Source organism: Pseudomonas sp. HLS-6 TE3448, assembly GCF_053629555.1.
This window is the reverse complement of record NZ_JBRJIO010000001.1, coordinates 4,652,203-4,675,560: the sequence shown is the minus strand read 5'-3', so window position 1 is coordinate 4,675,560 and position 23,358 is coordinate 4,652,203. Positions and strand designations below refer to the sequence as shown.

The 23,358-nt window shown below is 58.5% G+C and carries 21 protein-coding genes, 2 tRNA genes, 2 rRNA genes and 1 pseudogene; 16 read left to right on the top strand and 10 right to left on the bottom strand.

Annotated features, from left to right (window positions below; all coding sequences use genetic code 11):
* Nucleotides 1–41: 41 nt before the first annotated feature.
* The 4 genes from AB7M23_RS21475 (at nt 42) to rrf (ending at nt 3,596) form a co-directional block, all read left to right on the top strand.
* Nucleotides 42–118, top strand: a tRNA-Ile gene (locus tag AB7M23_RS21475).
* A 6-nt stretch (nt 119–124) separates the two neighbouring features.
* Nucleotides 125–200, top strand: a tRNA-Ala gene (locus AB7M23_RS21470).
* Between the two features lie 253 nt (nt 201–453).
* Nucleotides 454–3,344 (top strand): 23S ribosomal RNA (locus AB7M23_RS21465).
* A 136-nt stretch (nt 3,345–3,480) separates the two neighbouring features.
* Nucleotides 3,481–3,596, top strand: a 5S ribosomal RNA gene (rrf, locus tag AB7M23_RS21460).
* Nucleotides 3,597–3,724: 128 nt separating this feature from the next.
* Here rrf and queD read toward each other — a convergent pair.
* Both queD and AB7M23_RS21450 read right to left on the bottom strand, forming a co-directional pair.
* Complete coding sequence (gene queD / locus AB7M23_RS21455) at nt 3,725–4,081, bottom strand: 6-carboxytetrahydropterin synthase QueD (protein WP_083199754.1); 357 nt, start codon at nt 4,079–4,081, stop codon at nt 3,725–3,727.
* A gap of 50 nt (nt 4,082–4,131) precedes the next feature.
* Nucleotides 4,132–5,214 carry a patatin-like phospholipase family protein gene (locus AB7M23_RS21450; protein ID WP_454241979.1) on the bottom strand — a complete coding sequence of 361 codons (1,083 nt, stop codon included), beginning with the start codon at nt 5,212–5,214 and terminating at the stop codon, nt 4,132–4,134.
* A gap of 155 nt (nt 5,215–5,369) precedes the next feature.
* Here AB7M23_RS21450 and AB7M23_RS21445 point away from each other — a divergent pair, with 155 nt between their 5' ends.
* The 4 genes from AB7M23_RS21445 to AB7M23_RS21430 are packed head-to-tail and all read left to right on the top strand — an operon-like array spanning nt 5,370 to nt 7,991.
* Nucleotides 5,370–5,678, top strand: coding sequence for a PepSY domain-containing protein (locus tag AB7M23_RS21445; RefSeq protein WP_454241978.1), 309 nt, complete (start codon nt 5,370–5,372; stop codon nt 5,676–5,678).
* Nucleotides 5,678–5,992, top strand: coding sequence for a PepSY domain-containing protein (locus AB7M23_RS21440; protein ID WP_454241977.1), 315 nt, complete (start codon nt 5,678–5,680; stop codon nt 5,990–5,992). The genes AB7M23_RS21445 and AB7M23_RS21440 overlap by 1 nt, the downstream gene beginning before the upstream one ends.
* Nucleotides 5,992–6,660: a response regulator transcription factor gene (locus tag AB7M23_RS21435; protein ID WP_065758496.1), complete on the top strand. Its 669-nt coding sequence runs from the start codon at nt 5,992–5,994 to the stop codon at nt 6,658–6,660. The genes AB7M23_RS21440 and AB7M23_RS21435 overlap by 1 nt, the downstream gene beginning before the upstream one ends.
* Nucleotides 6,657–7,991 carry an ATP-binding protein gene (locus tag AB7M23_RS21430; protein WP_454241976.1) on the top strand — a complete coding sequence of 445 codons (1,335 nt, stop codon included), beginning with the start codon at nt 6,657–6,659 and terminating at the stop codon, nt 7,989–7,991. Before AB7M23_RS21435 ends, AB7M23_RS21430 begins: the two co-directional genes overlap by 4 nt.
* A gap of 29 nt (nt 7,992–8,020) precedes the next feature.
* Here the strand turns inward: AB7M23_RS21430 and AB7M23_RS21425 are convergent, their stop codons facing one another.
* Both AB7M23_RS21425 and AB7M23_RS21420 read right to left on the bottom strand, forming a co-directional pair.
* The gene (locus AB7M23_RS21425) at nt 8,021–8,776 is read right to left on the bottom strand and encodes a methyl-accepting chemotaxis protein (RefSeq protein WP_371917235.1); all 756 of its coding nucleotides are present in this window, start codon (nt 8,774–8,776) and stop codon (nt 8,021–8,023) included.
* A 102-nt stretch (nt 8,777–8,878) separates the two neighbouring features.
* Nucleotides 8,879–9,847 (bottom strand): annotated as a pseudogene (locus AB7M23_RS21420) (HAMP domain-containing protein); the annotation flags it as partial.
* 575 nt (nt 9,848–10,422) lie between these two features.
* Here AB7M23_RS21420 and AB7M23_RS21415 point away from each other — a divergent pair.
* Nucleotides 10,423–11,742, top strand: a complete 1,320-nt coding sequence (locus tag AB7M23_RS21415) for a Na+/H+ antiporter family protein (RefSeq protein ID WP_454241975.1) — start codon at nt 10,423–10,425, stop codon at nt 11,740–11,742.
* A gap of 121 nt (nt 11,743–11,863) precedes the next feature.
* On the opposite strand, the gene AB7M23_RS21410 is transcribed toward AB7M23_RS21415, so the two are convergent.
* Both AB7M23_RS21410 and AB7M23_RS21405 read right to left on the bottom strand, forming a co-directional pair.
* Nucleotides 11,864–13,633 (bottom strand): acyl-CoA dehydrogenase C-terminal domain-containing protein, encoded by a 1,770-nt coding sequence (locus AB7M23_RS21410; RefSeq protein ID WP_454241974.1) that lies wholly within the window; start codon nt 13,631–13,633, stop codon nt 11,864–11,866.
* A 32-nt stretch (nt 13,634–13,665) separates the two neighbouring features.
* Nucleotides 13,666–15,288, bottom strand: a complete 1,623-nt coding sequence (locus tag AB7M23_RS21405; protein ID WP_454241973.1) for an acyl-CoA synthetase — start codon at nt 15,286–15,288, stop codon at nt 13,666–13,668.
* Nucleotides 15,289–15,480: 192 nt separating this feature from the next.
* On the opposite strand from AB7M23_RS21405, the gene AB7M23_RS21400 reads away from it, so the two are divergent.
* Complete coding sequence (locus AB7M23_RS21400; RefSeq protein WP_454241972.1) at nt 15,481–17,271, top strand: PAS domain S-box protein; 1,791 nt, start codon at nt 15,481–15,483, stop codon at nt 17,269–17,271.
* 13 nt (nt 17,272–17,284) lie between these two features.
* The gene (locus AB7M23_RS21395; protein ID WP_065758503.1) at nt 17,285–17,917 is read left to right on the top strand and encodes a response regulator transcription factor; all 633 of its coding nucleotides are present in this window, start codon (nt 17,285–17,287) and stop codon (nt 17,915–17,917) included.
* A gap of 27 nt (nt 17,918–17,944) precedes the next feature.
* Here the strand turns inward: AB7M23_RS21395 and AB7M23_RS21390 are convergent, their stop codons facing one another.
* Nucleotides 17,945–18,265 carry a DUF883 family protein gene (locus AB7M23_RS21390; RefSeq protein ID WP_065758504.1) on the bottom strand — a complete coding sequence of 107 codons (321 nt, stop codon included), beginning with the start codon at nt 18,263–18,265 and terminating at the stop codon, nt 17,945–17,947.
* Nucleotides 18,266–18,393: 128 nt separating this feature from the next.
* Here AB7M23_RS21390 and AB7M23_RS21385 point away from each other — a divergent pair, with 128 nt between their 5' ends.
* Nucleotides 18,394–18,648, top strand: a complete 255-nt coding sequence (locus tag AB7M23_RS21385; RefSeq protein WP_454241971.1) for a hypothetical protein — start codon at nt 18,394–18,396, stop codon at nt 18,646–18,648.
* A gap of 41 nt (nt 18,649–18,689) precedes the next feature.
* On the opposite strand, the gene AB7M23_RS21380 is transcribed toward AB7M23_RS21385, so the two are convergent.
* Nucleotides 18,690–19,166, bottom strand: coding sequence for an LEA type 2 family protein (locus AB7M23_RS21380; RefSeq protein WP_065758506.1), 477 nt, complete (start codon nt 19,164–19,166; stop codon nt 18,690–18,692).
* Nucleotides 19,167–19,319: 153 nt separating this feature from the next.
* On the opposite strand from AB7M23_RS21380, the gene AB7M23_RS21375 reads away from it, so the two are divergent.
* The 3 genes from AB7M23_RS21375 to AB7M23_RS21365 all read left to right on the top strand — a co-directional run bounded on the left by AB7M23_RS21375 (nt 19,320) and on the right by AB7M23_RS21365 (nt 21,435).
* The gene (locus AB7M23_RS21375; protein ID WP_454241970.1) at nt 19,320–19,646 is read left to right on the top strand and encodes a hypothetical protein; all 327 of its coding nucleotides are present in this window, start codon (nt 19,320–19,322) and stop codon (nt 19,644–19,646) included.
* A 78-nt stretch (nt 19,647–19,724) separates the two neighbouring features.
* Nucleotides 19,725–20,843: a cell division protein ZapE gene (gene zapE, locus AB7M23_RS21370; protein ID WP_454241969.1), complete on the top strand. Its 1,119-nt coding sequence runs from the start codon at nt 19,725–19,727 to the stop codon at nt 20,841–20,843.
* Nucleotides 20,844–20,853: 10 nt separating this feature from the next.
* The gene (locus tag AB7M23_RS21365; protein WP_454241968.1) at nt 20,854–21,435 is read left to right on the top strand and encodes a DinB family protein; all 582 of its coding nucleotides are present in this window, start codon (nt 20,854–20,856) and stop codon (nt 21,433–21,435) included.
* 13 nt (nt 21,436–21,448) lie between these two features.
* Here the strand turns inward: AB7M23_RS21365 and AB7M23_RS21360 are convergent, their stop codons facing one another.
* Nucleotides 21,449–21,883 (bottom strand): YqaA family protein, encoded by a 435-nt coding sequence (locus tag AB7M23_RS21360; RefSeq protein ID WP_065758510.1) that lies wholly within the window; start codon nt 21,881–21,883, stop codon nt 21,449–21,451.
* 10 nt (nt 21,884–21,893) lie between these two features.
* On the bottom strand, nt 21,894–22,322 hold the full coding sequence (locus tag AB7M23_RS21355; protein ID WP_065758511.1) for a DUF411 domain-containing protein: 429 nt from the start codon (nt 22,320–22,322) through the stop codon (nt 21,894–21,896).
* 286 nt (nt 22,323–22,608) lie between these two features.
* Between AB7M23_RS21355 and AB7M23_RS21350 the strand changes: the two genes are divergently transcribed.
* Nucleotides 22,609–23,355, top strand: coding sequence for an SDR family oxidoreductase (locus tag AB7M23_RS21350; protein WP_454241967.1), 747 nt, complete (start codon nt 22,609–22,611; stop codon nt 23,353–23,355).
* Nucleotides 23,356–23,358: the final 3 nt, after the last annotated feature.

The following is a 23,358-nucleotide window of genomic DNA, read 5'->3' as shown; positions in this document are numbered from 1 at the left end:
TGATTCATTGAAGAAGACGATTAGGTTAGCAACCTTCGATTGGGTCTGTAGCTCAGTTGGTTAGAGCGCACCCCTGATAAGGGTGAGGTCGGCAGTTCGAATCTGCCCAGACCCACCAATTGCTGGGGCCATAGCTCAGCTGGGAGAGCGCCTGCCTTGCACGCAGGAGGTCAGCGGTTCGATCCCGCTTGGCTCCACCACCCCTCTTGCTCAACCGTGTCAAAGCTTAGAAATGAGCATTCCATTGTGATGATGGTGAATGTTGATTTCTGAACTTTTTCAGAATCGTTCTTTAAAAATTTGGGTATGTGATAGAAATAGACTGAATAGCACTTTCACTGGTGTTTATTCAGGCTAAGGTAAAATTTGTGAGTGTCTCTTAAGTCTTAAGAGTATTGCGAATTTTCGGCGAATGTCGTCTTCACAGTATAACCAGATTGCTTGGGGTTATATGGTCAAGTGAAGAAGCGCATACGGTGGATGCCTTGGCAGTCAGAGGCGATGAAAGACGTGGTAGCCTGCGATAAGCTTCGGGGAGTCGGCAAACAGACTTTGATCCGGAGATCTCTGAATGGGGGAACCCACCTAGGATAACCTAGGTATCTTGTACTGAATACATAGGTGCAAGAGGCGAACCAGGGGAACTGAAACATCTAAGTACCCTGAGGAAAAGAAATCAACCGAGATTCCCTTAGTAGTGGCGAGCGAACGGGGACTAGCCCTTAAGTTGATTTGAGATTAGCGGAACGCTCTGGAAAGTGCGGCCATAGTGGGTGATAGCCCTGTACGCGAAAATCTCTTATCAATGAAATCGAGTAGGACGGAGCACGAGAAACTTTGTCTGAATATGGGGGGACCATCCTCCAAGGCTAAATACTACTGACTGACCGATAGTGAACTAGTACCGTGAGGGAAAGGCGAAAAGAACCCCGGAGAGGGGAGTGAAATAGATCCTGAAACCGTATGCGTACAAGCAGTGGGAGCCTACTTTGTTAGGTGACTGCGTACCTTTTGTATAATGGGTCAGCGACTTATATTCAGTGGCGAGCTTAACCGAATAGGGGAGGCGTAGCGAAAGCGAGTCTTAATAGGGCGTTTAGTCGCTGGGTATAGACCCGAAACCGGGCGATCTATCCATGGGCAGGTTGAAGGTTAGGTAACACTGACTGGAGGACCGAACCGACTACCGTTGAAAAGTTAGCGGATGACCTGTGGATCGGAGTGAAAGGCTAATCAAGCTCGGAGATAGCTGGTTCTCCTCGAAAGCTATTTAGGTAGCGCCTCATGTATCACTGTAGGGGGTAGAGCACTGTTTCGGCTAGGGGGTCATCCCGACTTACCAAACCGATGCAAACTCCGAATACCTACAAGTGCCGAGCATGGGAGACACACGGCGGGTGCTAACGTCCGTCGTGAAAAGGGAAACAACCCAGACCGTCAGCTAAGGTCCCAAAGTCATGGTTAAGTGGGAAACGATGTGGGAAGGCTTAGACAGCTAGGAGGTTGGCTTAGAAGCAGCCACCCTTTAAAGAAAGCGTAATAGCTCACTAGTCGAGTCGGCCTGCGCGGAAGATGTAACGGGGCTCAAACCATGCACCGAAGCTACGGGTGTCACTTAGGTGACGCGGTAGAGGAGCGTTCTGTAAGCCTGTGAAGGTGAGTTGAGAAGCTTGCTGGAGGTATCAGAAGTGCGAATGCTGACATGAGTAACGACAATGGGAGTGAAAAACTCCCACGCCGAAAGACCAAGGTTTCCTGCGCAACGTTAATCGACGCAGGGTTAGTCGGTCCCTAAGGCGAGGCTGAAAAGCGTAGTCGATGGAAAACAGGTTAATATTCCTGTACTTCTGGTTATTGCGATGGAGGGACGGAGAAGGCTAGGCCAGCTTGGCGTTGGTTGTCCAAGTTTAAGGTGGTAGGCTGAGATCTTAGGTAAATCCGGGATCTTAAGGCCGAGAGCTGATGACGAGTGCTCTTTAGAGCGCGAAGTGGTTGATGCCATGCTTCCAAGAAAAGCTTCTAAGCTTCAGATAACCAGGAACCGTACCCCAAACCGACACAGGTGGTTGGGTAGAGAATACCAAGGCGCTTGAGAGAACTCGGGTGAAGGAACTAGGCAAAATGGCACCGTAACTTCGGGAGAAGGTGCGCCGGTGAGGGTGAAGGACTTGCTCCGTAAGCCCATGCCGGTCGAAGATACCAGGCCGCTGCGACTGTTTATTAAAAACACAGCACTCTGCAAACACGAAAGTGGACGTATAGGGTGTGACGCCTGCCCGGTGCCGGAAGGTTAATTGATGGGGTTAGCTAACGCGAAGCTCTTGATCGAAGCCCCGGTAAACGGCGGCCGTAACTATAACGGTCCTAAGGTAGCGAAATTCCTTGTCGGGTAAGTTCCGACCTGCACGAATGGCGTAACGATGGCGGCGCTGTCTCCACCCGAGACTCAGTGAAATTGAAATCGCTGTGAAGATGCAGTGTATCCGCGGCTAGACGGAAAGACCCCGTGAACCTTTACTATAGCTTTGCACTGGACTTTGAATTTGCTTGTGTAGGATAGGTGGGAGGCTTTGAAGCGTGGACGCCAGTTCGCGTGGAGCCATCCTTGAAATACCACCCTGGCAACTTTGAGGTTCTAACTCAGGTCCGTCATCCGGATCGAGGACAGTGTATGGTGGGTAGTTTGACTGGGGCGGTCTCCTCCTAAAGAGTAACGGAGGAGTACGAAGGTGCGCTCAGACCGGTCGGAAATCGGTCGTAGAGTATAAAGGCAAAAGCGCGCTTGACTGCGAGACAGACACGTCGAGCAGGTACGAAAGTAGGTCTTAGTGATCCGGTGGTTCTGTATGGAAGGGCCATCGCTCAACGGATAAAAGGTACTCCGGGGATAACAGGCTGATACCGCCCAAGAGTTCATATCGACGGCGGTGTTTGGCACCTCGATGTCGGCTCATCACATCCTGGGGCTGAAGCCGGTCCCAAGGGTATGGCTGTTCGCCATTTAAAGTGGTACGCGAGCTGGGTTTAGAACGTCGTGAGACAGTTCGGTCCCTATCTGCCGTGGACGTTTGAGATTTGAGAGGGGCTGCTCCTAGTACGAGAGGACCGGAGTGGACGAACCTCTGGTGTTCCGGTTGTCACGCCAGTGGCATTGCCGGGTAGCTATGTTCGGAAGAGATAACCGCTGAAAGCATCTAAGCGGGAAACTTGCCTCAAGATGAGATCTCACTGGAGCCTTGAGCTCCCTGAAGGGCCGTCGAAGACTACGACGTTGATAGGTTGGGTGTGTAAGTGCTGTGAGGCATTGAGCTAACCAATACTAATTGCCCGTGAGGCTTGACCATATAACACCCAAGCAATTTGCGTCGAAAGGCCAGATTGCGGTGTTGTGAAGACGAAACGAACCGAAAGTTTGCGACTCACAACTATCACATACCCGATTTGCTGGAGCGTCGAAAGACGGTCTGGTACACAGAATTTCTTGACGACCATAGAGCATTGGAACCACCTGATCCCATCCCGAACTCAGCAGTGAAACGATGCATCGCCGATGGTAGTGTGGGGTTTCCCCATGTGAGAGTAGGTCATCGTCAAGATTAAATTCCGAAACCCCTATCTGCACATGCAGGTAGGGGTTTTGTCTTTTTGGCTTGGAAAAATTGCCGGTTTTTGCGGGCAAAAAAAACCACCCATCACGGGTGGTTTGCTGTTCGTTACGTGCGACTTAGTCGCCGTAATACTCGCAGCCGCTGGTGCAGGTTTCATGAATGCGGACCTTGGAAAGCTCCGGCAGTAACGGCTTGACCTGGTCCCAGATCCACTTGGCAATCACCTCGCTGGTAGGATTCTCCAGGCCAGGGATGTCGTTTAGGTAATTGTGATCGAGCTGTTCATAGAGCGGCTTGAAGATCGCCTTGATCTCGGAAAAGTCGCGGATCCAGCCTGTATGAGGATCGAGAGGGCCGGTCAGGTGCAGTGCGACCTTGAACGAGTGGCCATGCAGGCGCCCGCACTTATGCCCGTCGGGTACGTGCGGCAGGCGGTGGGCGGATTCGAACGTGAATTCTTTGAAAATTTCCACGGTGTCTATAACTCTTAGAAGCGATGCTGGCGAGCAGTTTAACAGCAAGGCTAGTGCAGTGGTTGCAGACGCTCATGCAGCTTGCCGGTTTCTACCCATTCAAGAAACTCGTCACCCAGACGTTGGCTTTCAGCCATTGCCTTGTGCCAGTAGCGTTGTCGCGCGGTGGTATCACCGATGAAACGTTTGAAATCACTGCGATCGGGTAATTTGCCGTATGGCAGGCTGGCCAGGTACTGCGCTGAAGGTGCCACTAACAGCACATTTTTCAGATGCTCGGCATTGCCTCGCCGCCAAGGCAGGGCTTTGTCGAACCAGCCAGGTACAACCTTATCAGTGAAGTGCGGGTACAGGACTATGTCGTCACCGTTGTAGGGTAGGTCGAGGTGGTAGTCGAGTAGGCCACCATCGCGAAAGGTCCCGCGGCCGACACCTGGTATGTCGCGTACACCTTCCATCACCATCGGAATCGAGCCAGAAGCCAGCAGGGCTTGGCGTAGATTGGTGGTACTCAGCGGCAGCAACCGTGACGGAAAGTCGTTCAGTGGCTGTAGAGGCGGAGTAAGGCGGGCATCATGGAGGATGATCCGTTCAAAATGCCGAGCCAAGCGCGAGCGCCCGAGTAGATTGTCGGCAATCACAGCGGATAGCCCTACGCCCAATCGAGCGCGCTGATCGTGCGCGAGCAAGCCATGGCTCTTGACCAGCATGATATTCAGTCGATAGAGCGGATTGTCGAGGATTTGTGCATCGCGTCCTTCAAGCAGCTCATCAAGCATTCGATGGCAACTCAGGCTGACGTTCTCCTGGGTTACACCTTTTGGAAAGTCCAGGGCTGTGTACAGCGCTCCTAGACGGCGTAGCGCTTGCGCAGGCTGGGGGATGCAGGCACTGGCGAAGCGCCAGGAGCCAATAGAAGCGCCGATCAATGACCGCTCACGCGGGGCTGAAGGTAGCCATTGCCCGAACAATGCCAGATCAAGGCCCTGAATACCGAGTGCTTTCGGGCCACCCGCAGCGCCGGGCACGATGCCCACATCTGCTGCCTGCAAGGGGCGCTGACGTAACCTGGCAAAGGCTTGCGTGCCTGCTTTGAAGGTTAGCGCCGGATACTTGATATGGATCGCACTCATACGGACCTCGCAGTCAGAGGCGCTGATTATAGAAAACGCCAGGCATTAGCGGGGTAGTGCTGCGCTATCATGGGGCCAGCCATTTTCAGTTTGAATTAAGTCCAGTTCGTTATTCTGCTCCCCGTGGACAAGATTAACCTTAATGGAGATGCACTATGAAAACGTTGACTGCCCTGTTCGCCACCGCTGCCCTTGCCTTGACCGCCAACATTGCCATGGCGAAAGACCTGGGGCCGGACCAAGCGATGAAGCTGGTTCAGGAGAACAAGATTCAGTCCTTCGAGAAGCTCAACGCTGCCGCCTTGGCCAAGCACCCAGGTGCAACGGTGACGGACACTGAACTGGAAGACGCCTACGGCCGTTACATCTATAAGGTCGAACTGCGTGATGCCCAGAACATAGAGTGGGATGTGGACCTGGATGCAACTACCGGTGCAGTCCTCAAGGACCATCAGGACAAGTGATGAAACACGTTTCTCGAACGGGCTTGGCGCTGCTGCTCATACTGTCAGCGTACTGCGCGCAAGTGCTGGCCCGTGACTTTGATCAGGATGAAGCCCTGCATCTACGCCAGCAAGGCGTCATCCTGCCGCTCGAGCAACTGATGCAACAAGCCCTGGGCCGACATCCCGGGGCGAAGTTGTTGGAGGCCGAGTTGGAGGAGAAACACAACCAGTATGTCTATGAAGTGGAATTGCTGACCACCGAAGGTGTCGTGCGTGAAATCAAACTCGATGCGGCCACCGGTGCGCTGCTCAAAGATGAGGAAGACGACTGATGCGTTTGCTACTGGTCGAGGACAATGTTCCGCTGGCCGATGAGCTGACTGCGGGTCTACAGCGTCAGGGCTACGCAGTCGATTGGCTGGCTGACGGGCGTGATGCGGTGTATCAAGGCGCGAGCGAGCCCTATGACGCGATCATTCTGGATCTTGGCCTACCCGGGCTGCCTGGGCTTGAGGTTCTGGCACAGTGGCGTTCCGGCGGGCTGGCTACGCCTGTTCTGATCCTGACGGCCCGCGATTCCTGGGCTGAGCGTATTGAAGGGCTCAAGGCAGGAGCCGATGATTACCTGACCAAGCCTTTTCACCCCGAAGAACTGCAACTGCGCATTCAGTCGTTGTTGCGTCGTGCGCGTGGCCTGGCCAACCAGCCAAAGCTGGAGTCGGCGGGTTTGCACCTGGATGAAGGTCGCCAGTGCGTGACGCGCAATGGTGAAGACGTGCAACTGACGGCGGCTGAGTTTCGGTTGTTACGCTACTTTATGCTGCACCCTCAGCAGATCCTCTCGAAGAGCCACCTGGCTGAGCACCTCTACGATGGTGAAACCGAGCGCGACTCCAATGTTCTGGAGGTTCATGTCAATCACCTGCGTCGCAAGCTCGGTCGCAGTGTGATCGAAACCCGCCGTGGCCAAGGCTACCGCTTCGGTGGAGTGGGGCAGTGAAGTCGATTCAGGCGCGTTTGAGCCTCGGCCTGGTTGGCGTATTGGTCGTCGTGGGGTTGGTGCTGGCTCAGCTGAGTTTGTGGTTGTTCGAGGTCGGGCTGCAACGCTACCTGGAAACCGGGTTGCGCAAAGAGAGTGAGAACCTTCTGGTTGCATTGGGGCGCGGCCAGTCCGGCCTGGAGCTGGATGAGCGACGGGTATCCTCTGCATACAAACGACCATTTTCCGGCTATTACTTCCGCGTTGATTTCGAGGGCGGCAGCTGGAGGTCCCGGTCCCTGTGGGACATGGACATGCCCATGCCGAAAACTCCTGGCTTGCACGCGGGGCTGCAGCTTGGCCCTGAGGGGCAGCAACTGCTGGTACTGCGTGCAGACTATCGACGCCTGGGCCAACTGATCTCCATCAGCGTGGCGCAAGACTACACCCCCGTACGCGATGGCTTTCGGCGCATGCAGCAGATCGGATTGGGAATGGGGCTGATAGCCCTGTTGCTGATCCTGATACTTCAGCGAATAACCGTTACCCGATCCCTGCGGCCTCTGGAGCGTACGCGCGAACAGATTGCCCAGCTCCAGCAGGGCAAGCGCTCTCAGCTCGATACGCAAGTGCCGACAGAGCTGGAGCCTCTGGTTGCGCAGATCAACCACCTGCTGGCCCACACTGAAGACAGCCTCAGGCGCTCACGAAATGCCTTGGGAAACCTTGGGCATGCGCTCAAGACGCCCCTCGCGGTGTTGCTCAGCCTGGCCTCCAGCGAGAAGCTCAACGATCACCCCGAAATCCGTGAGCAGCTGCGTGAGCAACTTGAGCAGATTCAGCAACGGTTGGGGCGGGAACTGAACCGTGCAAGGTTGGCGGGTGATGCCTTGCCAGGGGCCCAGTTCGATTGTGATGCCGAACTGCCGGGGCTGCTTTCTACCTTGAACATGATTCATGGCCAGGCGCTTATCCTCAATCATGTCTCGGCGCCGGGCCTGCTCTTGCCCTGGGACCGTGAAGACTTGTTGGAGCTTCTCGGCAACCTTCTGGACAACGCCTGCAAGTGGGCTTTCGCAGAGGTGTGCGTCACTATTCAGGAGTGTGCCGAGGGTTATGTGCTGTGGGTCGACGACGATGGCCCGGGTATCGCGGAACATTTGCGTGACGAGGTGTTAAACCGCGGTGCTCGGTTGGACGAGCAGGTCGATGGTCATGGCCTGGGGTTGGGCATTGTGCGCGATATCGTCGACGCCTGGGGCGGGCGCATGAGCTTGCAGGACAGTCCCATGGGAGGATTGCGTGTCAGTATTGAGTTGCCACGCCAAGGCAAGCGGCAGGTCGCCCCGTAGCGGCTGGGCAGCCGCTACGGGGTAGGTTGTCACACCCGGAACTGATCCATCAGGCCTTGCTGCTGGTTGGCCAGGCTGTTGAGTGACTGGCTGACCCGTGCCGACTCATTGGCCTGACCGGCCAACGATTCGGTAACGTCGCGAATGGTTGCGACGTTGTTGTTGATCTCTTCGGCTACCGCACTTTGCTCCTCGGCCGCGCTGGCAATCTGCAGGTTCATGTCGGTGATGACCGTGACGGCATCACCGATCTGGCGCAGGGCGATGACGGCTTGGCTGACGTGTTCGACGCTGCCCTGGGCCTGGCGGTGGCTGCTGTCCATCGCGCCCACCACGTCGTGCGTACCGGCCTGGAGCTGTTCGATGACCTGACGGGTTTCTTCGACCGACTCCTGAGTGCGTCGCGCCAGGTTGCGCACTTCATCAGCGACAACGGCGAAGCCACGACCGGCTTCACCCGCCCGGGCCGCCTCGATGGCCGCGTTCAGGGCCAGCAGGTTGGTCTGCTCGGCGATCGAGCGAATCACTTCCAGCACCGAACCAATCTTTTCACTGTTTTCGGCCAGGCCTTCGACTTGACGCATGGCGGAGCTCATATCGGCCGCCAGGGTGTCGATGCTGCTGGTTGTCAGGTCGATAACTGCCAGGCCCTGGCGGGTGGCCTGATCCGCCTCGCGGGCCGCTTGAGCGGCTTGTGCTGCGCTGCGAGCGACGTCCTGCGCGGTGGCACTCATCTCGTGGGAGGCGGTAGCCACCTGGTCGACCTGGCGGTACTGCTGTTCCATGCCGGCACTGGTCTGGCTGGCAATCGCCGAAGACTGGTCGGCAGTATTACGGGCTGCCTGAACCGACTGTTTGACCTCTGCAATGGTCGGCTGCAACTTGTCCAGGAAACGGTTGAACCAACCGGCCAACTCACCCAGCTCGTCACGTTTGTCGTAGTTCAGGCGGCGGGTCAGGTCGCCTTCGCCACTGGCAATGTCCTTGAGCATCGCTGCAACACTGAGGATAGGGCGGGTGACGCTGCGGGCCATCAACCAGACGAGTAGCAGGCCCACCAGTGCCGCCAGCAGGCCAAGCCCCAGCTCGATCAAGGTGCCGCTGGTGTTGCGTTGATCCAGCTCCGCTTTAAGTGCTTCGGCCGGGCCTGTCAGTGCGCTTTCAGGCACATCCAGTAATACGCCCCATGACTTGGCGCCTGGGATGGGGGCAAACGATGCCAGTACCTTCAAGCGGTTGTTGTGGTGGATGCTGTGCATGGCGCTGGTATCGGCCAGCAGGCGAACCAGTTCGGCGCCGTTGGCGCTGTCGACCTGTTCAAAGCGCTGGGCCAGTTTGCTCGCGTCAGGGCTGTAGCCTGCCAGCAGGCCGACTGGGCTGAGGATCCCGACCTGGGTACGGCCTTCATACAGGCTGCGGCTGGCTTGCTGGCTGAGCCCTTGCAGGCTGTTGAGATTGATGTCGACGGAGAGAGAGGCAACGACCTTGTCGGCCACGATCAGCGGGTAGACGATGCTGGTCATCAGCACCTGTTGACCGTTGATCTCATAAAAGTACGGTTCAACCACGCATGGCTGGCGAGTGCTGCGTGGGCAGGCGAACCAGGTGTTGGCGGGTTCCCCGCTCGGGCCGACGCTGGTGTCGTTGATGTCATGTTCGGGCAATGCCATGGACACCAGATTGCCTGGTGTCGGCTGTGACCAGTACAGCGCAAAACGACCTGTTTCGTTACTGCCCAAGTCCTTCTGGCCAATGAACAGGGCGTCTTTGTTATCCAGTGCATTGGGGTCGAAGACTAGCGACAGGCCCAGCAGTTCGGGGTTGGCCTGCAATGCCGAGCGCACTTGGCGGGTCATGTCTTCACGCAGGTCGAACGCATCCAGGAAGCGCTTTTCGGACTGCTCGCGCAGGAACAGGACCTGGCGGGCGAAGCCGGCACCGTACTGGTAGGCGTCCATGAATTGACGACGGATGCTTGAGGCCTGGACTTCGCCCTGAGACTCGATGCGGGCCTGCGCAGCTTCAGTCAGCATCTGCATGCTGCTGGCCTTGACCAGGTCGGAGTTGTGTTCCATGCGGTACAACGAAAGGCCTACCAGCAGGGTGACAATGCTCGCGAGGCAAAGTCCGGCCAGCAGGGTGATTTTCCATTGAATGGAAAGTTGTCTGAGCGACATGGCGAAGTCCTTTGAATCAAAAATGATTGAGGCTATCGACTGTAACGGCCGCCAATACTGTTTCTTTATTTAAACGCTCAATTGAAAAGCGTCACTTTCGGATGTTCAGGCGACCCCGTGCGGGGCCCCTGCTTTGACAAGGCGGGGTCTCTGCTTCAGAGTGTGCGCCCTCCATAAAAATACTAATTCGTTCGGCCGGGCCATCCCGTTGCCGAAGCGCACGCTTTTTGTCTGGTTTTCAAGAGGTCTCTGGAATGAATGCAGTAATTGCCGCGGTCGGCATCATGCTGATATTGAGCCTGTCCCGCGTGCATGTGGTGATTGCGCTGATCATCGGTGCCTTGGCCGGCGGGCTGGCAGGTGGTCTTGGTATCGAGGGCACCTTGAAGGCGTTCAACGGTGGCCTGGGCGGTGGTGCAACGGTAGCACTGTCCTATGCATTGCTCGGGGCATTTGCCGTGGCCATTGCCAAGTCGGGGTTGGCGCACGCACTGGCAGACCGGGCGCTGGCAATGTTCGATCAACAGCGTGGCAATGAAGGCGGCAAGGTCAAATGGCTGCTGATTTCACTGCTACTGGTGGTGGCCATTTCTTCGCAGAACATTCTGCCGATCCATATCGCGTTTATTCCACTGCTGGTGCCGCCACTGTTGTATGTGCTGACCCGGTTGTCGATTGATCGTCGGTTGGTGGCCTGCGTCATGACCTTTGGCTTGATCACGCCCTACATGTTCCTGCCTGTTGGTTTCGGCAACATTTTCCTTAATGAAATTCTGTTGGCGAATGTCAGCCGCAGTGGTGTGGATGTGAGTGGCGTCAACGTGACCCATGCCATGGCCATTCCGGCGGCCGGCATGCTTTTTGGCCTGTTGCTGGCGGTGTTCTTCAGCTATCGAAAAAAACGCGCCTATGACCTGGAAAAGATCGAGCAGGTCGAGCAGGTCGCAGTACGTTACAACCCGCTGACACTGCTGGTAGCCGGCTGTGCCATCGCTGCCGCGTTCATTATCCAGTTATGGCTGGACTCAATGATCATCGGTGCCATGGCCGGGTTCCTGATTTTCTCGCTGTCGGGCATTGTCCGCTGGAAGGAGACTGACGGTCTGTTTACCGAAGGCATGAAAATGATGGCCATGATTGGTTTCATCATGATTGCGGCGTCGGGTTTTGCCGAGGTAATGAAGGCCACAGGCGAGGTGAAAACACTGGTCGAGGCATCGGCGGTCTGGATCAATCACAGTAAAGGGGTCGGTGCATTACTGATGCTGCTGGTTGGTCTGCTGGTCACCATGGGCATCGGCTCGTCGTTTTCGACCGTACCGATCCTGGCGGCGATCTTCGTCCCTCTGTGCGTGCAGTTGGGCTTCGATCCTGTGGCTACCGTGTGCATTGTTGGCACCGCTGGCGCGCTGGGTGATGCCGGTTCGCCTGCGTCGGATTCGACCCTGGGGCCAACCTCCGGGTTGAACGTCGATGGTCAGCATCACCATATCTGGGACACGGTGGTTCCAACCTTTATTCACTACAATTTGCCGCTGTTGGCCTTTGGCTGGGTGGCGGCCATGGTGCTGTAGGTCGAACGCGACGGACCATCATTCTTGCGCGTGATACAGCGGGCAATCAAATGGACGTCTCTTTCAGACAAGACAACGGGGCCTTGGTACCTGCGCACCAAGGCCCCGTTGGTGGCCCGCCTTAGAACTGCTCGGCGGACAGCGTGTAGAGCGTCGTGCTGCCAGCGCGAATGCTGGCGTGCAGCGAGAGCACGCGTGGCAGCAGGCGCTCAAAGTAGAACGCTGCGGTGGCGAGCTTGGCCTGATAGAAGGCCGGGTCCTGCGCACGGTTCTCGTGTGCGGTGGCTGCCATTCGCGACCACATGTAGGCGTAGGCCACATAGCCAAACATATGCAGGTATTCAACCGACGCTGCACCCACCGCATTCGGGTCCTTGACGGCCTGCTGGCAAAGCCACTGGCTGGTACTTTCCAGTTGGGCCAAGGCTTGCAGCAATGGCTCGCTGAACGGTGCCGCGGTCTCACAGAAGGCGCGAATTTCCCGGGCGAAGATCGCCAGCGACTGGCCGCCATCGGCAACTACCTTGCGACCGAGCAAGTCCAGTGCCTGGATGCCGTTGGTACCCTCGTAGATTTGTGCGATCCGCACATCACGTACCAACTGCTCCTGGCCCCACTCGCGGATATAGCCGTGCCCACCAAACACTTGCTGGCCCAGTACGCAGCTTTCCAGGCCGGTGTCGGTGAAGAACGCCTTGGCTACGGGAGTCAGCAGTGCGACCAGGCGCTGTGCAGAATCACACTCGGCCGCGTCTTCACCGTATTTGCTGATGTCCAGTTGCTGGCCGACGTAGGTGGCGAAGGCGCGACCACCTTCGGTCAGTGCGCGCATGGTCAGCAGCATGCGCCGTACATCCGGGTGAACGATGATCGGGTCGGCAATCTTGTCTTTCGCCTGCGGGCCTCCGGCGGCGCGGCTTTGCAGGCGGTCGCGGGCGTAGGTGGCGGCATTCTGGTATGAGGCTTCGGCGCAGCCGATGCCCTGGATACCGATGGACAGACGCTCGTAGTTCATCATGGTGAACATGGCGGCCAGGCCACGGTTTTCTTCACCGACCAGGTAACCAATCGCTCCGTCGAAGTTCATGACGCAGGTCGCGGAGGCCTTGATGCCCATCTTGTGCTCTACCGAGCCACAACTGACGGCGTTGGTTGCACCCAGGCTGCCATCAGCGTTAACCAGGCGTTTGGGCACCAGGAACAGTGAGATGCCTTTTGGCCCAGCCGGGGCATCGGGCAACTTGGCCAGTACCAGGTGAACGATATTCTCGGTCAGGTCCTGATCGCCACCGGTGATGAAGATCTTGGTGCCGCTGATGGCGTAGCTGCCATCGGCCTGAGGTTCAGCCTTGCTGCGGATGATGCCCAGGTCAGTACCGGCATGAGGCTCGGTCAGGCACATGGTGCCAGCCCATTCGCCGCTGTAGAGCGGCGGCAGGTAGGTGGCTTTCAGGGCTTCGCTGGCGTGAGCGTCAATGGCCAGGCAGCAGCCGGCACTCAAGGCCGAGTAAAGGCTGAAACTGCAGTTGGCGGCATACAGCATTTCCTCAAACTGCACGGCCAGCATCTTCGGCATGCCCATGCCGCCATACGCCGGGTTCCCGGCCAGGCCTACCCAGCCGCCGTCGCGGTAGGTCTGCCAGGCTTCTTTGAAGCCTTGCGGTGTAGTCACAGCGCCTGCCTCGAAGCCGACACCCTCCTCATCGCCACTGCGGTTGAGCGGGGCAATCAACTGGCCGGTAATCTTCGCCGCCTCCTCGAGGATCGCATCGGCAGTCTCTGCATCGACCGCGCCGGCCAGTGCTGGCAGGCGGGCCCAGAGGGCAGGGCCCTGGAAAACCTCATGAAGGACGAAGCGCATGTCGCGCAGTGGTGCATTGAACTCAGGCATCGCGGGTCTCGCAGAAATCGGGTGGATAGGGATCAGAGCGCTTTTGCCCAGTCACGCAGCAAGTACTTTTGAATCTTGCCGGTTGAGGTCTTTGGCAGCTCACTGAAAATCACCGTCTTCGGCAATTTGAAACCGGCCAGGTGCTCGCGGCAGAAGGCGATGATCTCGTCTTCGGTGGTGTCCTGGCAGTGGCCTTTCAGGGTGATGTAGGCGCACGGGGTTTCACCCCATTTTTCATCGGGACGAGCGACCACCGCGGCTTCAAGTACCGATGGGTGGCGGTACAGCGTGTCTTCAACCTCGATGGTCGAGATGTTTTCGCCGCCCGAGATAATGATGTCTTTCAACCGGTCCTTGATCTCGACATAGCCGTCTGGGTGCCAGACGGCGAGGTCGCCGGTGTGGAACCAGTCGCCACGGAACGCCTCGGCAGTGGCAGTCGGGTTTTTCAGGTAGCCTTTCATGACGGTGTTACCGCGCATGAAGATCTCGCCGATGGTGTTGCCATCACGCGGTACAGGCTCCAAGGTTTGTGGGTCGGCGACCATCAGGCCTTCAAGCGTGACGTAGCGAACGCCCTGGCGTGACTTGATGCGGGCGCGCTCATACAGTGGCTTTTCGTCCCACTCGCTATGCCAGGCACACACGGTGACCGGGCCATACACTTCAGTCAGGCCGTAGACGTGCGTCACCTTGATGCCCATTTCCTCGACCGCGCCAATGACCTTGGCCGGTGGCGCTGCGCCGGCAACCATGGCATTGACGGGGTGGTCAATGGCGGCTTTGGCCGTGTCGGGCATGTTGATCAGTGCGTTGAGCACAATGGGGGCACCGCACAGGTGAGTGACCTGATGCTCGCGAATCATGGTCAGGATTTTCTGTGGGTCTACCCGGCGCAGGAATACATGGGTGCCGGCCAGGGCAGTGACGATCCACGGATAGCACCAACCGTTGCAGTGGAACATCGGCAGGGTCCAGAGGTAGACCGGGTGGTTGCCCATTGCCCAGGTGATCTGGTTGCCCAGCGAGTTCAGGTAGGCGCCCCGATGGTGGTAAACCACGCCTTTGGGGTTGCCGGTAGTACCGGATGTGTAGTTGAGCGAGATGGCCTGCCATTCGTCTTCCGGCCAGGTCCAGTCATACTCCGGGTCGCCTTCAGCGAGGAAGGCCTCGTAATCCAGCGTACTGACCGCACAGCCTTCGCCATATTCCGGGTCATCAACGTCAATGACCAGGGGTGGGTTCTTCAGCAGGGCCAGTGCTGCGGTGATCACCGAGTGGAACTCGCGGTCGGTGATCAGTACCTTGGCTTCGCCATGCTCAAGCATGAACGCGATGGCCTCGTGATCCAGGCGCACGTTAAGGGTGTTCAGTACGGCGCCGATCATTGGCACGCCGAAGTGTGCCTCCAGCATTGCCGGAATGTTGGGCAGCATGACGGCAACGGTGTCGCCTTTTCCGATGCCACGGCCGGCCAGGGCGCTGGCAAGGCGTCGGCACCGTGCATACGTGTCTTGCCAGTTACGGCGGATCGAGCCATGGATGACGGCAGGATATTGCCCATAGACAGCGGCCGTGCGCTCGATGAAACTCAGGGGAGTAAGGGCAGTGTGATTGACAGAGGCGGGCGCGAGGCCTTGTTCGTAGATCGACATGACAGTGTCCTGTGCAGGAGGCAGCCGCGCTTGGCGAACTGAAACCCCCGTTGGCTGATTGTTAGCTCTGATCAGGTTTCTACAGCGAGATCGTGGCCCGCTGGGTGTCGCATTTTTTACTCGAAACGCCATAGTATATGGAAGCTAGACTATAGCAATATGGTACTTATACTATAAAAAACGGACCTATTCTTGACGCTATCGACGACTGTCTTGTTTGCCAAGGACCCTCAGCCTACGCTCATACTCGATGCAGCGGCGCGGCTGCTCAGCGCTAATCCGGCGTTTGAGGCGCTGGCCCAGGGGCGCTCCCCGGCGACGGTGCTGCCCTCCAACTACGCCGCCTTGATCCAGGCCTGCCTGTTTCAGGATCGGGCCATTGCCGAGGTAGAAGCGCAGGTTGGCGAGCGTATTCTGCTATGGACGCTGATCCCTTCAGATGATTGCCGTCAGGTGATCGCCCGCTGCCGTGACGCGACCGCCGAGCGCCAGAGCGTGCGCGATGCCAGCCAGGCTCGACGGCTCTATCGGCTGATTACCGAGAACACTACCGATCTGATTTCTCGGCACACGCCCGATGGGTGTTTCCTTGATGCGTCGCCGGCATCCTACCGTTTGCTCGGTTACTGGCCTGAAGAGCTGCGTGGTGTTGCCGTGCAGAGCCTGTTTCATCCTCATGACTGCTTGCAGTCGCTACCCCAGGCTGGCGAGGCACTGGAGCAGGATGGTTATCAGACCATGACCTGTCGTGTTCGCCACCGGGATGGCCATTACCGATGGTTTGAGATTGCCAGCCGGGCGATCCGGGAAACCTACACCGGCGCGGTGGTGGAAGTGATCAGTGTTTCCCGTGAGATTACCCTTCGTGTTGAGGCTCAGGAGAACTTGCGACGACTGGCCGAGGTGGTAGAAGCCAACACGGATCTGGTGTTGTTTACCGACCCGGCGGGGCAACTCACCTACCTCAATCGTTCGGCACGGCGTGCACTGGGGCTGGTTGAGCAGCAGGTGGCCCCGGGCCTTCGTGATGTGCTCGATGATGAGGCCGTGCAGCGCCTGGATGCTGAAGGTTGGCAACAGGCCGAACGCGAGGGCGTCTGGCAGTGCGAAGCGACCTTCAAGCCTTGCGGCGGCGGCAGCCTGTTTCCGGTGTCGCTGGTACTGTTGGCTCATCGTGCCAACGGCGGTGAGCGCTATTACTCGCTGGTGGCGCGGGACATGACGGAGCGCGAACTGCGCGAAGCTCAGCAGCGTCGACATCAGGACGAACTGGCGCATACTGCGCGCTTGGTCACCCTGGGTGAGCTGGCGTCGGGGATCGCCCATGAGATCAACCAGCCGCTGGCCGCCGTGGTGAATTACGCCAGTGCCAGTCAGCGCTATCTGCAGACACTGGAGCACGACCCCAAGGCTGTGCAGCGTGTAGCCCAGGGCTTGCAGCGGATCAATGAACAGGCCACTCATGCGGCTGAAGTGATCAAGCGCCTGCGTGCCTTTTTGCGCAAGGAGCCGCGCCGCCTGCAAGCCTTGCATATCGCCGAGGTTGCCCGTGAAGCCGTGCGCTTGTGTGCGTGGGAAGCCAATCAAGCACAGGTGACGATCGACCAGCGTATGGCGCACAATCTGCCGCCGGTTTACGCCGACCGAATCCTCCTTGAGCAGGTCTTGCTCAATTTGCTGCGCAATGCGTTCGAGGCTAACCGCGAGCAACAGCCCGGGCGGCCTTCTCATGTGCTGCTGAGTGCTGTGCTAGAGGCAGGGTGGTTGACGATCCGGGTGTGCGACCAGGGGCCGGGTGTGGCTGCGGAGCGGCTCGACGGCATCTTCACCCCGTTCAATACCAGCAAGCCGGAGGGGCTTGGCTTGGGTTTGAGCATGAGCCGCAGTATCGTCGAGGGTTTTGGTGGAACGCTGCAGGCCAGTCCGGGCGATGGCGGCGGATTGATTCTGTGTTGTCGGCTGGCGCCGGCAGCTACTGTCTGAACAAGAGGTCTTGATGCAGGAACCGAAGGTTTACGTGGTCGATGACGATCAGGGCATGCTCGATTCCACGGTCTGGCTGTTGGAGTCGGTGGGCCTTCAGGCACTGCCGTTCACCAGTGGCCAGGCCTTTCTGGATGCCTGTGACGCGTGTCTGCCAGCGTGTGTGCTGCTTGATGTGCGAATGCCAGGTATGGGCGGGCTAAGCGTGCAGGAAGCCTTGCGGGCGCGTGGGCTCGATTTGCCCATCATCTTTCTCAGCGGCCATGCCGATGTGCCGATCGTGGTACGAGCCTTCAAGGCCGGGGCCTGTGATTTTATCGAAAAGCCCTATAACGATCAGTTGTTGCTGGACAGCGTTCAAGATGCCCTGGGGCGCTCTCACCGGGCGCAGGCTGGCAGCAGTCAGCGTGATGCGGTGCAGGCACGCATTGACAGCCTTACCCCGCGTGAACGTGATGTGTTCCTGCCGTTGGTGCAAGGGTTTACCAACCGGGAAATTGCTGAGCAGTTGGCTGTCAGTGTGAAGACGGTCGACTTGTACCGCTCTCGGGTCATGAAGCGTATGCAGGCCGAACACCTGCCGGAGTTGGTGGGCATGGCGATTGCCTGTGCACAGGTCGACCCGCTGCAACTGCGCGGGCCCTGACGGTCGCGCAGTTGTTGCTTGCAGGCGTTAACCGCGACGTCCCAGCAGCAGGCCGACGATCAGGCCGACCCCGGCCGAAATCGCTACGGTCTGCCAAGGGTGGCCACCGATGTAGGTTTCAGTCGCTTCGACGACCGGTTTCGCACGCTCACCGACAGCGTTCATCGCATGGCGCGCCTGCTTGAGTTTCTGGCCGACCTGGGTTCGCAAGGTCTCGGCCTCTTCGCCAACCAGCGTGGCGCTGTCTCTCAGCAGCCTTTCCGATTCTTCAATCAGCGCCTGCAACTCACTGAAGGCCTGATCCTTGATCTGCTCGGTATCGGCTTGCACAGTGATTTTCCTGGCCATGAACGCTTCCTCTATTTTGGTGAACATTGATCAATGGATGCTGGCGTCGCGGAAAGTTGCAGGGGTTTGGCCGACGCCAGCGGCTACAGTGTAAGATAACGCCCATTTTCAAGCGGTAGGAAGTCCTCATGAGTTTCAATCTGGCCAACAAGAGTTTTGCCGAACGGGCACAGATCGAAGACGAGAAGTCCCGGCTGTTCGAACTCTGGCAGACCAGCCTGGGCAAAGCCAAGGGCGAGGCTGCACGACTGATCGGCGAAAAGCCACGCCGCAAGGGCAAGTGGGCCGAGTGGGTGCGTACGGAGCTGGACAGCATGTCGCCGCCCGAATACGCCAACATGGTGCGCAGTGAAGTCAACAAGCTGATGGCTGCGTCACGCTGACGTTGGCGACAGCCGTCTCTACAACCTTGCAAAGCCTACGGCTACCAGACACTGCTTGTGGGTTCTGGCAGGTTCAGGCGCCCGCGGTTGGTAAAGCGCACCGTACCCTGTGGCCCGCTGGCCAGTTTGCCGCGTAACTCGTACGGCAGGCCATCGAGGCTGCGCGCCTGACCTAATCCATACGCCTGGCGCAGCATGGAAAAGGCGGTGATGCTCACCGGTACCACCAGTATGTCCTCGCTGTAGCGGGCAACGCTGCCGCGCTGATTGCTGACCCCGGCTGCCAGTGGTTGACCATTGACCTCAAGGTTCAGGGCAATGCCGTTGTAGTTGATAGGGGTTTCGTTGGGGTTCTGGATACGCAGTTTGACGGCCATGCGCAGTTCAAGCTCTTGTCCCGGTAGCGGTTCGATACCGATTACGCTGATGTTTACCGGGTCACGCCCCTGAAACAGCGCGCACGCGCTCAAGGCCAGGATCAGCAGCACGCTCAAGGTTTGACGCAAGGTACGGAACATGGGCAGTCCTCGGTAATAGGGCACAGGCTCAGTGTGGCAAATACACCGGGGTGGTGGTAGCTGATGTGAACAGCAAACCACAGGTTTGTCGCTGAACCTGTAGTGTTCCGGGCTATCCAACGATTGGGCGCAATGCGTTGTGGAGGTGATTCGATGAACACATCATGGCTAGGCGTGCAGGTACTTGGCTTGAGTCTGCTGCTGGCGGCAACAGCGCAGGCGCAACCGGCTGCTCCGTTGTACCTGGCTGCGCAACCCGATAACCCTTATAACAGCCCGATCCGCAGAGCCAACCCGAACAGTCGACAAGGTAGCGTGCCGGCCATGCCGCCAGTTCCTGGGCCGTCTACCCAACCCAATCCGCGCCCGCCTACCCTGGAAAACCGGGGCATCGGTAATGGCGATAACCTGCGCCGGGAACAGCAGGTGCCGAATCTGGAGCCTTCGCGTCCGCCGCGCGACTCCATTCGTGCACCGTAACTGCACTGAGGGCAGGGGAAGGCTGGCGCTCAGGCACTGCCCGGCGGTAGGCTTGGCGTTTTGCCTGAGACGCTCCTGATGTCTGGCTTCAGCGAAGCTTCACCGTTGCAGTTCTACCAACAGGCGGTCGCCTGTAAAGGCTTTGTCGCCGATGCAGCCCAACTGCAGGCGGCGACAGCCCTGCAAGCCTGTTTCGACGCTGTAGAGCAGGGTGCGTCAGCACGTGGCGTCTACCTGTGGGGGCCGGTGGGGCGTGGCAAAACCTGGCTGATGGACCAGTTTCATCGCAGCCTGAAGCAGCCGGCACGGCGCCAGCATTTTCACCACTTCATGCGTTGGGTGCACCAGCGTCTGTTCCAGCTCAACGGTACGGCTGATCCGCTACGGGCCTTGGCGCGCGCCTTGGCTGACGAGATCCGGGTGCTCTGCTTCGACGAGTTGTTCGTCAACGATATTGGTGATGCGATCATTCTGGGTGGACTGTTCCAGGTGCTGTTCGATGAGGGGGTGGTCATCGTTGCCACCTCTAACCAGCCACCGCAGCAGCTCTACCATGATGGCTTCAACCGTGAGCGCTTTCTGCCGGCCATCGCGGCGATCGAGCAGCATATGCAGGTCGTCGCTGTGGACGGTGGGCAGGATCACCGCCTGCACCCTGGGGTGGCCAAGCAGCGCTATTGGGTACGCCAGCCTGGCGAGAGCAGTGTGCTGGGGGCAGTGTTTGCGAGCCTCTGTGGTGATGCCCAATGGTCAGCCGAACCCCTGCGCGTAGAGCACCGTAGCGTGCAGGTAGTGCAGCGCAGCGACCAGGTGCTCTGGTGTCGCTACGCCGACCTGTGCGAGCAGCCGATGGCCGCGCCGGAATTCATGGCCTTGTGCGACCGCTTCCAGGCGATTCTGCTTGGCGAGGTGCCTGCCCTCGGCGCGGCTCAGCGCCCGGCAAAAATTGCCCGGGGCACTGAGGACGGGGTTGAGCGGGTTGCTGCAGGTGACCGCGAGTTGCCACAGTTATCGGTGCAGGATGATGGTGTGCGGCGTTTCATTGCATTGGTCGATGAATGTTACGACCGTCGGGTGGCGTTGTACCTGGAGGCGCAGGTACCGCTGGAAGCGCTCTACACTCAAGGGTATCTCGAGTTCCCGTTCCGGCGTACGTTGAGTCGCTTGCGGGAGATGCAACTGCAACGCTTCTGCTGAGGAGCCGATCATGGCCGAGCCACTGTCGCACCACCTGCTGACCATGGCCTACAACAATGCCTGGGCCAATCACCGCTTGTACAAAGCCTGTCAGCAATTGACTCAGGATGATTTCGTCGCACCACGCTGCGGTTTTTTTCCATCGATCAAGGCAACGCTTGAGCACATTCTGCAGGTCGACACGTTCTACCTTCAGGCCTTGGAGTGTGAGCACCGTGGTGAGCCACCGGACAGCGAGGCAGAAGGGCTCTTCGAGCCACTGGAGGCGTTTGAGAGCTGTGACCAGTTGCAGCGCGAGCAGGCGCAGGTCGATCATCGGCTGATCGCCTACTGCAGCCAGTTGCACGATCATCAATTGCAGCGCGAAGTCAGCATTGTGCGGCCTGATCGTGTGCAGTGCGAGCAGCGCTTGCGTCTGCTGGCGCACCTGTTTCAGCACCAGATCCACCACCGTGGCCAGGTGCACGCGATGCTTGCCGAAACCGAAGTACCGCCGCCGCAACTCGATGAGTTTTTCTGTGCGCAGGAGTCTGAGCTAAGGGCTCAGGACTTTGCCGAACTGGGCTGGACAGAGGAGCAGATCTGGGGCTAGTGCGGTGCCAGTATCAACGGTGTATCCAGCCAAGGGTGAGCAGCGCAAGTATCAGGTAGCGACCACCCTTGGCCACACTGACGAGTAACAGGAAGCGCCAGAACGGCTCACGCATTACCCCGGCAATCAGGGTCAGCGGGTCGCCGATCACCGGCATCCAGCTCAGCAACAGCGACCATTGACCGTAACGCTGGTAGCGCTGCTGGGCCTTGTCCAGTTGCTCGGGCTTGAACGGAAACCAGCGTTTGTCGCGTAGCTGTTCGATACCGCGGCCCAGCAACCAGTTGACGATCGAACCCAGCACATTACCGAGTGTGGCAATCAGTAGCAGGCTGAGCACCGCATCGGGCTCGCCAATCAGCAAGCCCACCAATACGGCTTCGGACTGCATGGGCAGCAGCGTCGCTGCCGCAAAAGCACTGAGAAACAGCCCCCAGTGGCTGAGCATGAACACGCGATCAGTACGTGGCGATCACTTCGTCAGTGCCGTCCTTGGTCAGGCCGATGACCTGGTAGGCGTCTTTGTGGTCACCCATTTCCATGCCGGGTGACCCCATTGGCATGCCTGGGACGGCCAGGCCTTTCAGGTCGGAGCGCTTGGCCAGCAGTTTGACCTGTTCGGCGGGTACGTGGCCCTCGACGAACTTGCCGTCGATCACACCGGTGTGGCATGAGGCCAGGCGGGGGGCAACGCCCAGGCGTTCCTTGACCGCGCTCATGTTCGGCTCGACATGGTCATTGACCGTGAAACCGTTGTCACGCAGGTGGCTGATCCATTCCTTGCAGCAACCGCAGTTGGGGTCGCGGTAGACATCAATGGTCTGGCCGGCTTGAGTCAGGGTGCTGAAGGCCAGCAGGCCAAACAGGGCGATTTTCTTGGTCAGCATGGTTAATCTCCAGATCCAGACGCTGGTGTGTCACGTGTGTTCGAGTGCCCAGCGGTTAGCCGGCAGAATAGCGGAATTGGCGTTCAGGTGCAGCGTGGCCTGTTGCCGCTGGCTCATCCCCCGGTGTGGCGAAGCGGGAGACAGCGATCACGCTGAGGGCTCGATTCTAGCCCGTTTGGCCTGTCAGAAAGCTGAGCGTTGGATTACAGGTTTGTAAGGTGTTGTCAGCGGCCTGATCGGGGCGTTAGCCTTAATTAAGCAAAGGTTATTTGGGCAAGGGGTTTTCATGCAGCAAGTCATCGTCATAACCGGCGCAAGCCGTGGCATCGGTGCCGCTACCGCACGTCTTGCGGCGCTTCAGGGCTATCGGGTTTGCATCAACTATCACGCCGACGATGAGGCCGCCGAGCGTGTGTTGGCTGAGGTCCGTGAGTTGGGTGCCGAGGCGATTGCCGTTCGCGCTGATGTCAGTGTCGAAGATGAAGTCATCCAGTTGTTTCATCGGGTCGACAGTGAGTTGGGGCGGGTGACGGCGCTGGTCAACAACGCCGGGACCATCGGGCACACGAGCCGGCTTGAGGACATGTCCGAGTTCCGTCTGCTCAAGCTGATGAAGACCAATGTGGTGGGGCCTATGCTCTGCGCCAAACATGCGCTGCAGCGCATGTCGACCCGCCATGGCGGGCTGGGGGGCAGTATCGTGAACGTATCTTCAGTGGCCGCCCGGCTCGGTTCGCCCAACGAATATGTCGATTATGCCGCCTCCAAAGGTGCGCTGGACACGTTTACCGTGGGGCTGGCCAAGGAGGTCGCGAGTGAAGGTGTGCGGGTCAACGCCGTGCGTCCTGGCTACATTCACACCGATTTCCACGCGCTCAGTGGCGACCCGGACCGGGTCAGCACGCTGGAGGCCAGCCTCCCCATGGGGCGCGGCGGGCGGGCTGAAGAAGTGGCCGAGGCCATTATCTGGTTGCTGTCGGACAAGGCGTCCTATGCCACCGGCAGTTTTATCGAGTTGGGGGGTGGGCGCTGACGC

Coding starts and splice junctions, on each gene's coding strand:
- AB7M23_RS21375 (WP_454241970.1), top strand. CDS start 19,320: ATGAACACATCATGGCTAGGCGTGCAGGTACTTGGCTTGAGTCTGCTG.
- AB7M23_RS21390 (WP_065758504.1), bottom strand. CDS start 18,265: ATGGCCAGGAAAATCACTGTGCAAGCCGATACCGAGCAGATCAAGGAT.
- AB7M23_RS21395 (WP_065758503.1), top strand. CDS start 17,285: ATGCAGGAACCGAAGGTTTACGTGGTCGATGACGATCAGGGCATGCTC.
- AB7M23_RS21405 (WP_454241973.1), bottom strand. CDS start 15,288: ATGTCGATCTACGAACAAGGCCTCGCGCCCGCCTCTGTCAATCACACT.
- AB7M23_RS21365 (WP_454241968.1), top strand. CDS start 20,854: ATGGCCGAGCCACTGTCGCACCACCTGCTGACCATGGCCTACAACAAT.
- AB7M23_RS21440 (WP_454241977.1), top strand. CDS start 5,678: ATGAAACACGTTTCTCGAACGGGCTTGGCGCTGCTGCTCATACTGTCA.
- AB7M23_RS21350 (WP_454241967.1), top strand. CDS start 22,609: ATGCAGCAAGTCATCGTCATAACCGGCGCAAGCCGTGGCATCGGTGCC.
- AB7M23_RS21435 (WP_065758496.1), top strand. CDS start 5,992: ATGCGTTTGCTACTGGTCGAGGACAATGTTCCGCTGGCCGATGAGCTG.
- AB7M23_RS21355 (WP_065758511.1), bottom strand. CDS start 22,322: ATGCTGACCAAGAAAATCGCCCTGTTTGGCCTGCTGGCCTTCAGCACC.
- zapE (WP_454241969.1), top strand. CDS start 19,725: ATGTCTGGCTTCAGCGAAGCTTCACCGTTGCAGTTCTACCAACAGGCG.
- AB7M23_RS21380 (WP_065758506.1), bottom strand. CDS start 19,166: ATGTTCCGTACCTTGCGTCAAACCTTGAGCGTGCTGCTGATCCTGGCC.
- AB7M23_RS21415 (WP_454241975.1), top strand. CDS start 10,423: ATGAATGCAGTAATTGCCGCGGTCGGCATCATGCTGATATTGAGCCTG.
- AB7M23_RS21425 (WP_371917235.1), bottom strand. CDS start 8,776: ATGGAACAGCAGTACCGCCAGGTCGACCAGGTGGCTACCGCCTCCCAC.
- AB7M23_RS21450 (WP_454241979.1), bottom strand. CDS start 5,214: ATGAGTGCGATCCATATCAAGTATCCGGCGCTAACCTTCAAAGCAGGC.
- AB7M23_RS21410 (WP_454241974.1), bottom strand. CDS start 13,633: ATGCCTGAGTTCAATGCACCACTGCGCGACATGCGCTTCGTCCTTCAT.
- AB7M23_RS21360 (WP_065758510.1), bottom strand. CDS start 21,883: ATGCTCAGCCACTGGGGGCTGTTTCTCAGTGCTTTTGCGGCAGCGACG.
- AB7M23_RS21445 (WP_454241978.1), top strand. CDS start 5,370: ATGAAAACGTTGACTGCCCTGTTCGCCACCGCTGCCCTTGCCTTGACC.
- AB7M23_RS21385 (WP_454241971.1), top strand. CDS start 18,394: ATGAGTTTCAATCTGGCCAACAAGAGTTTTGCCGAACGGGCACAGATC.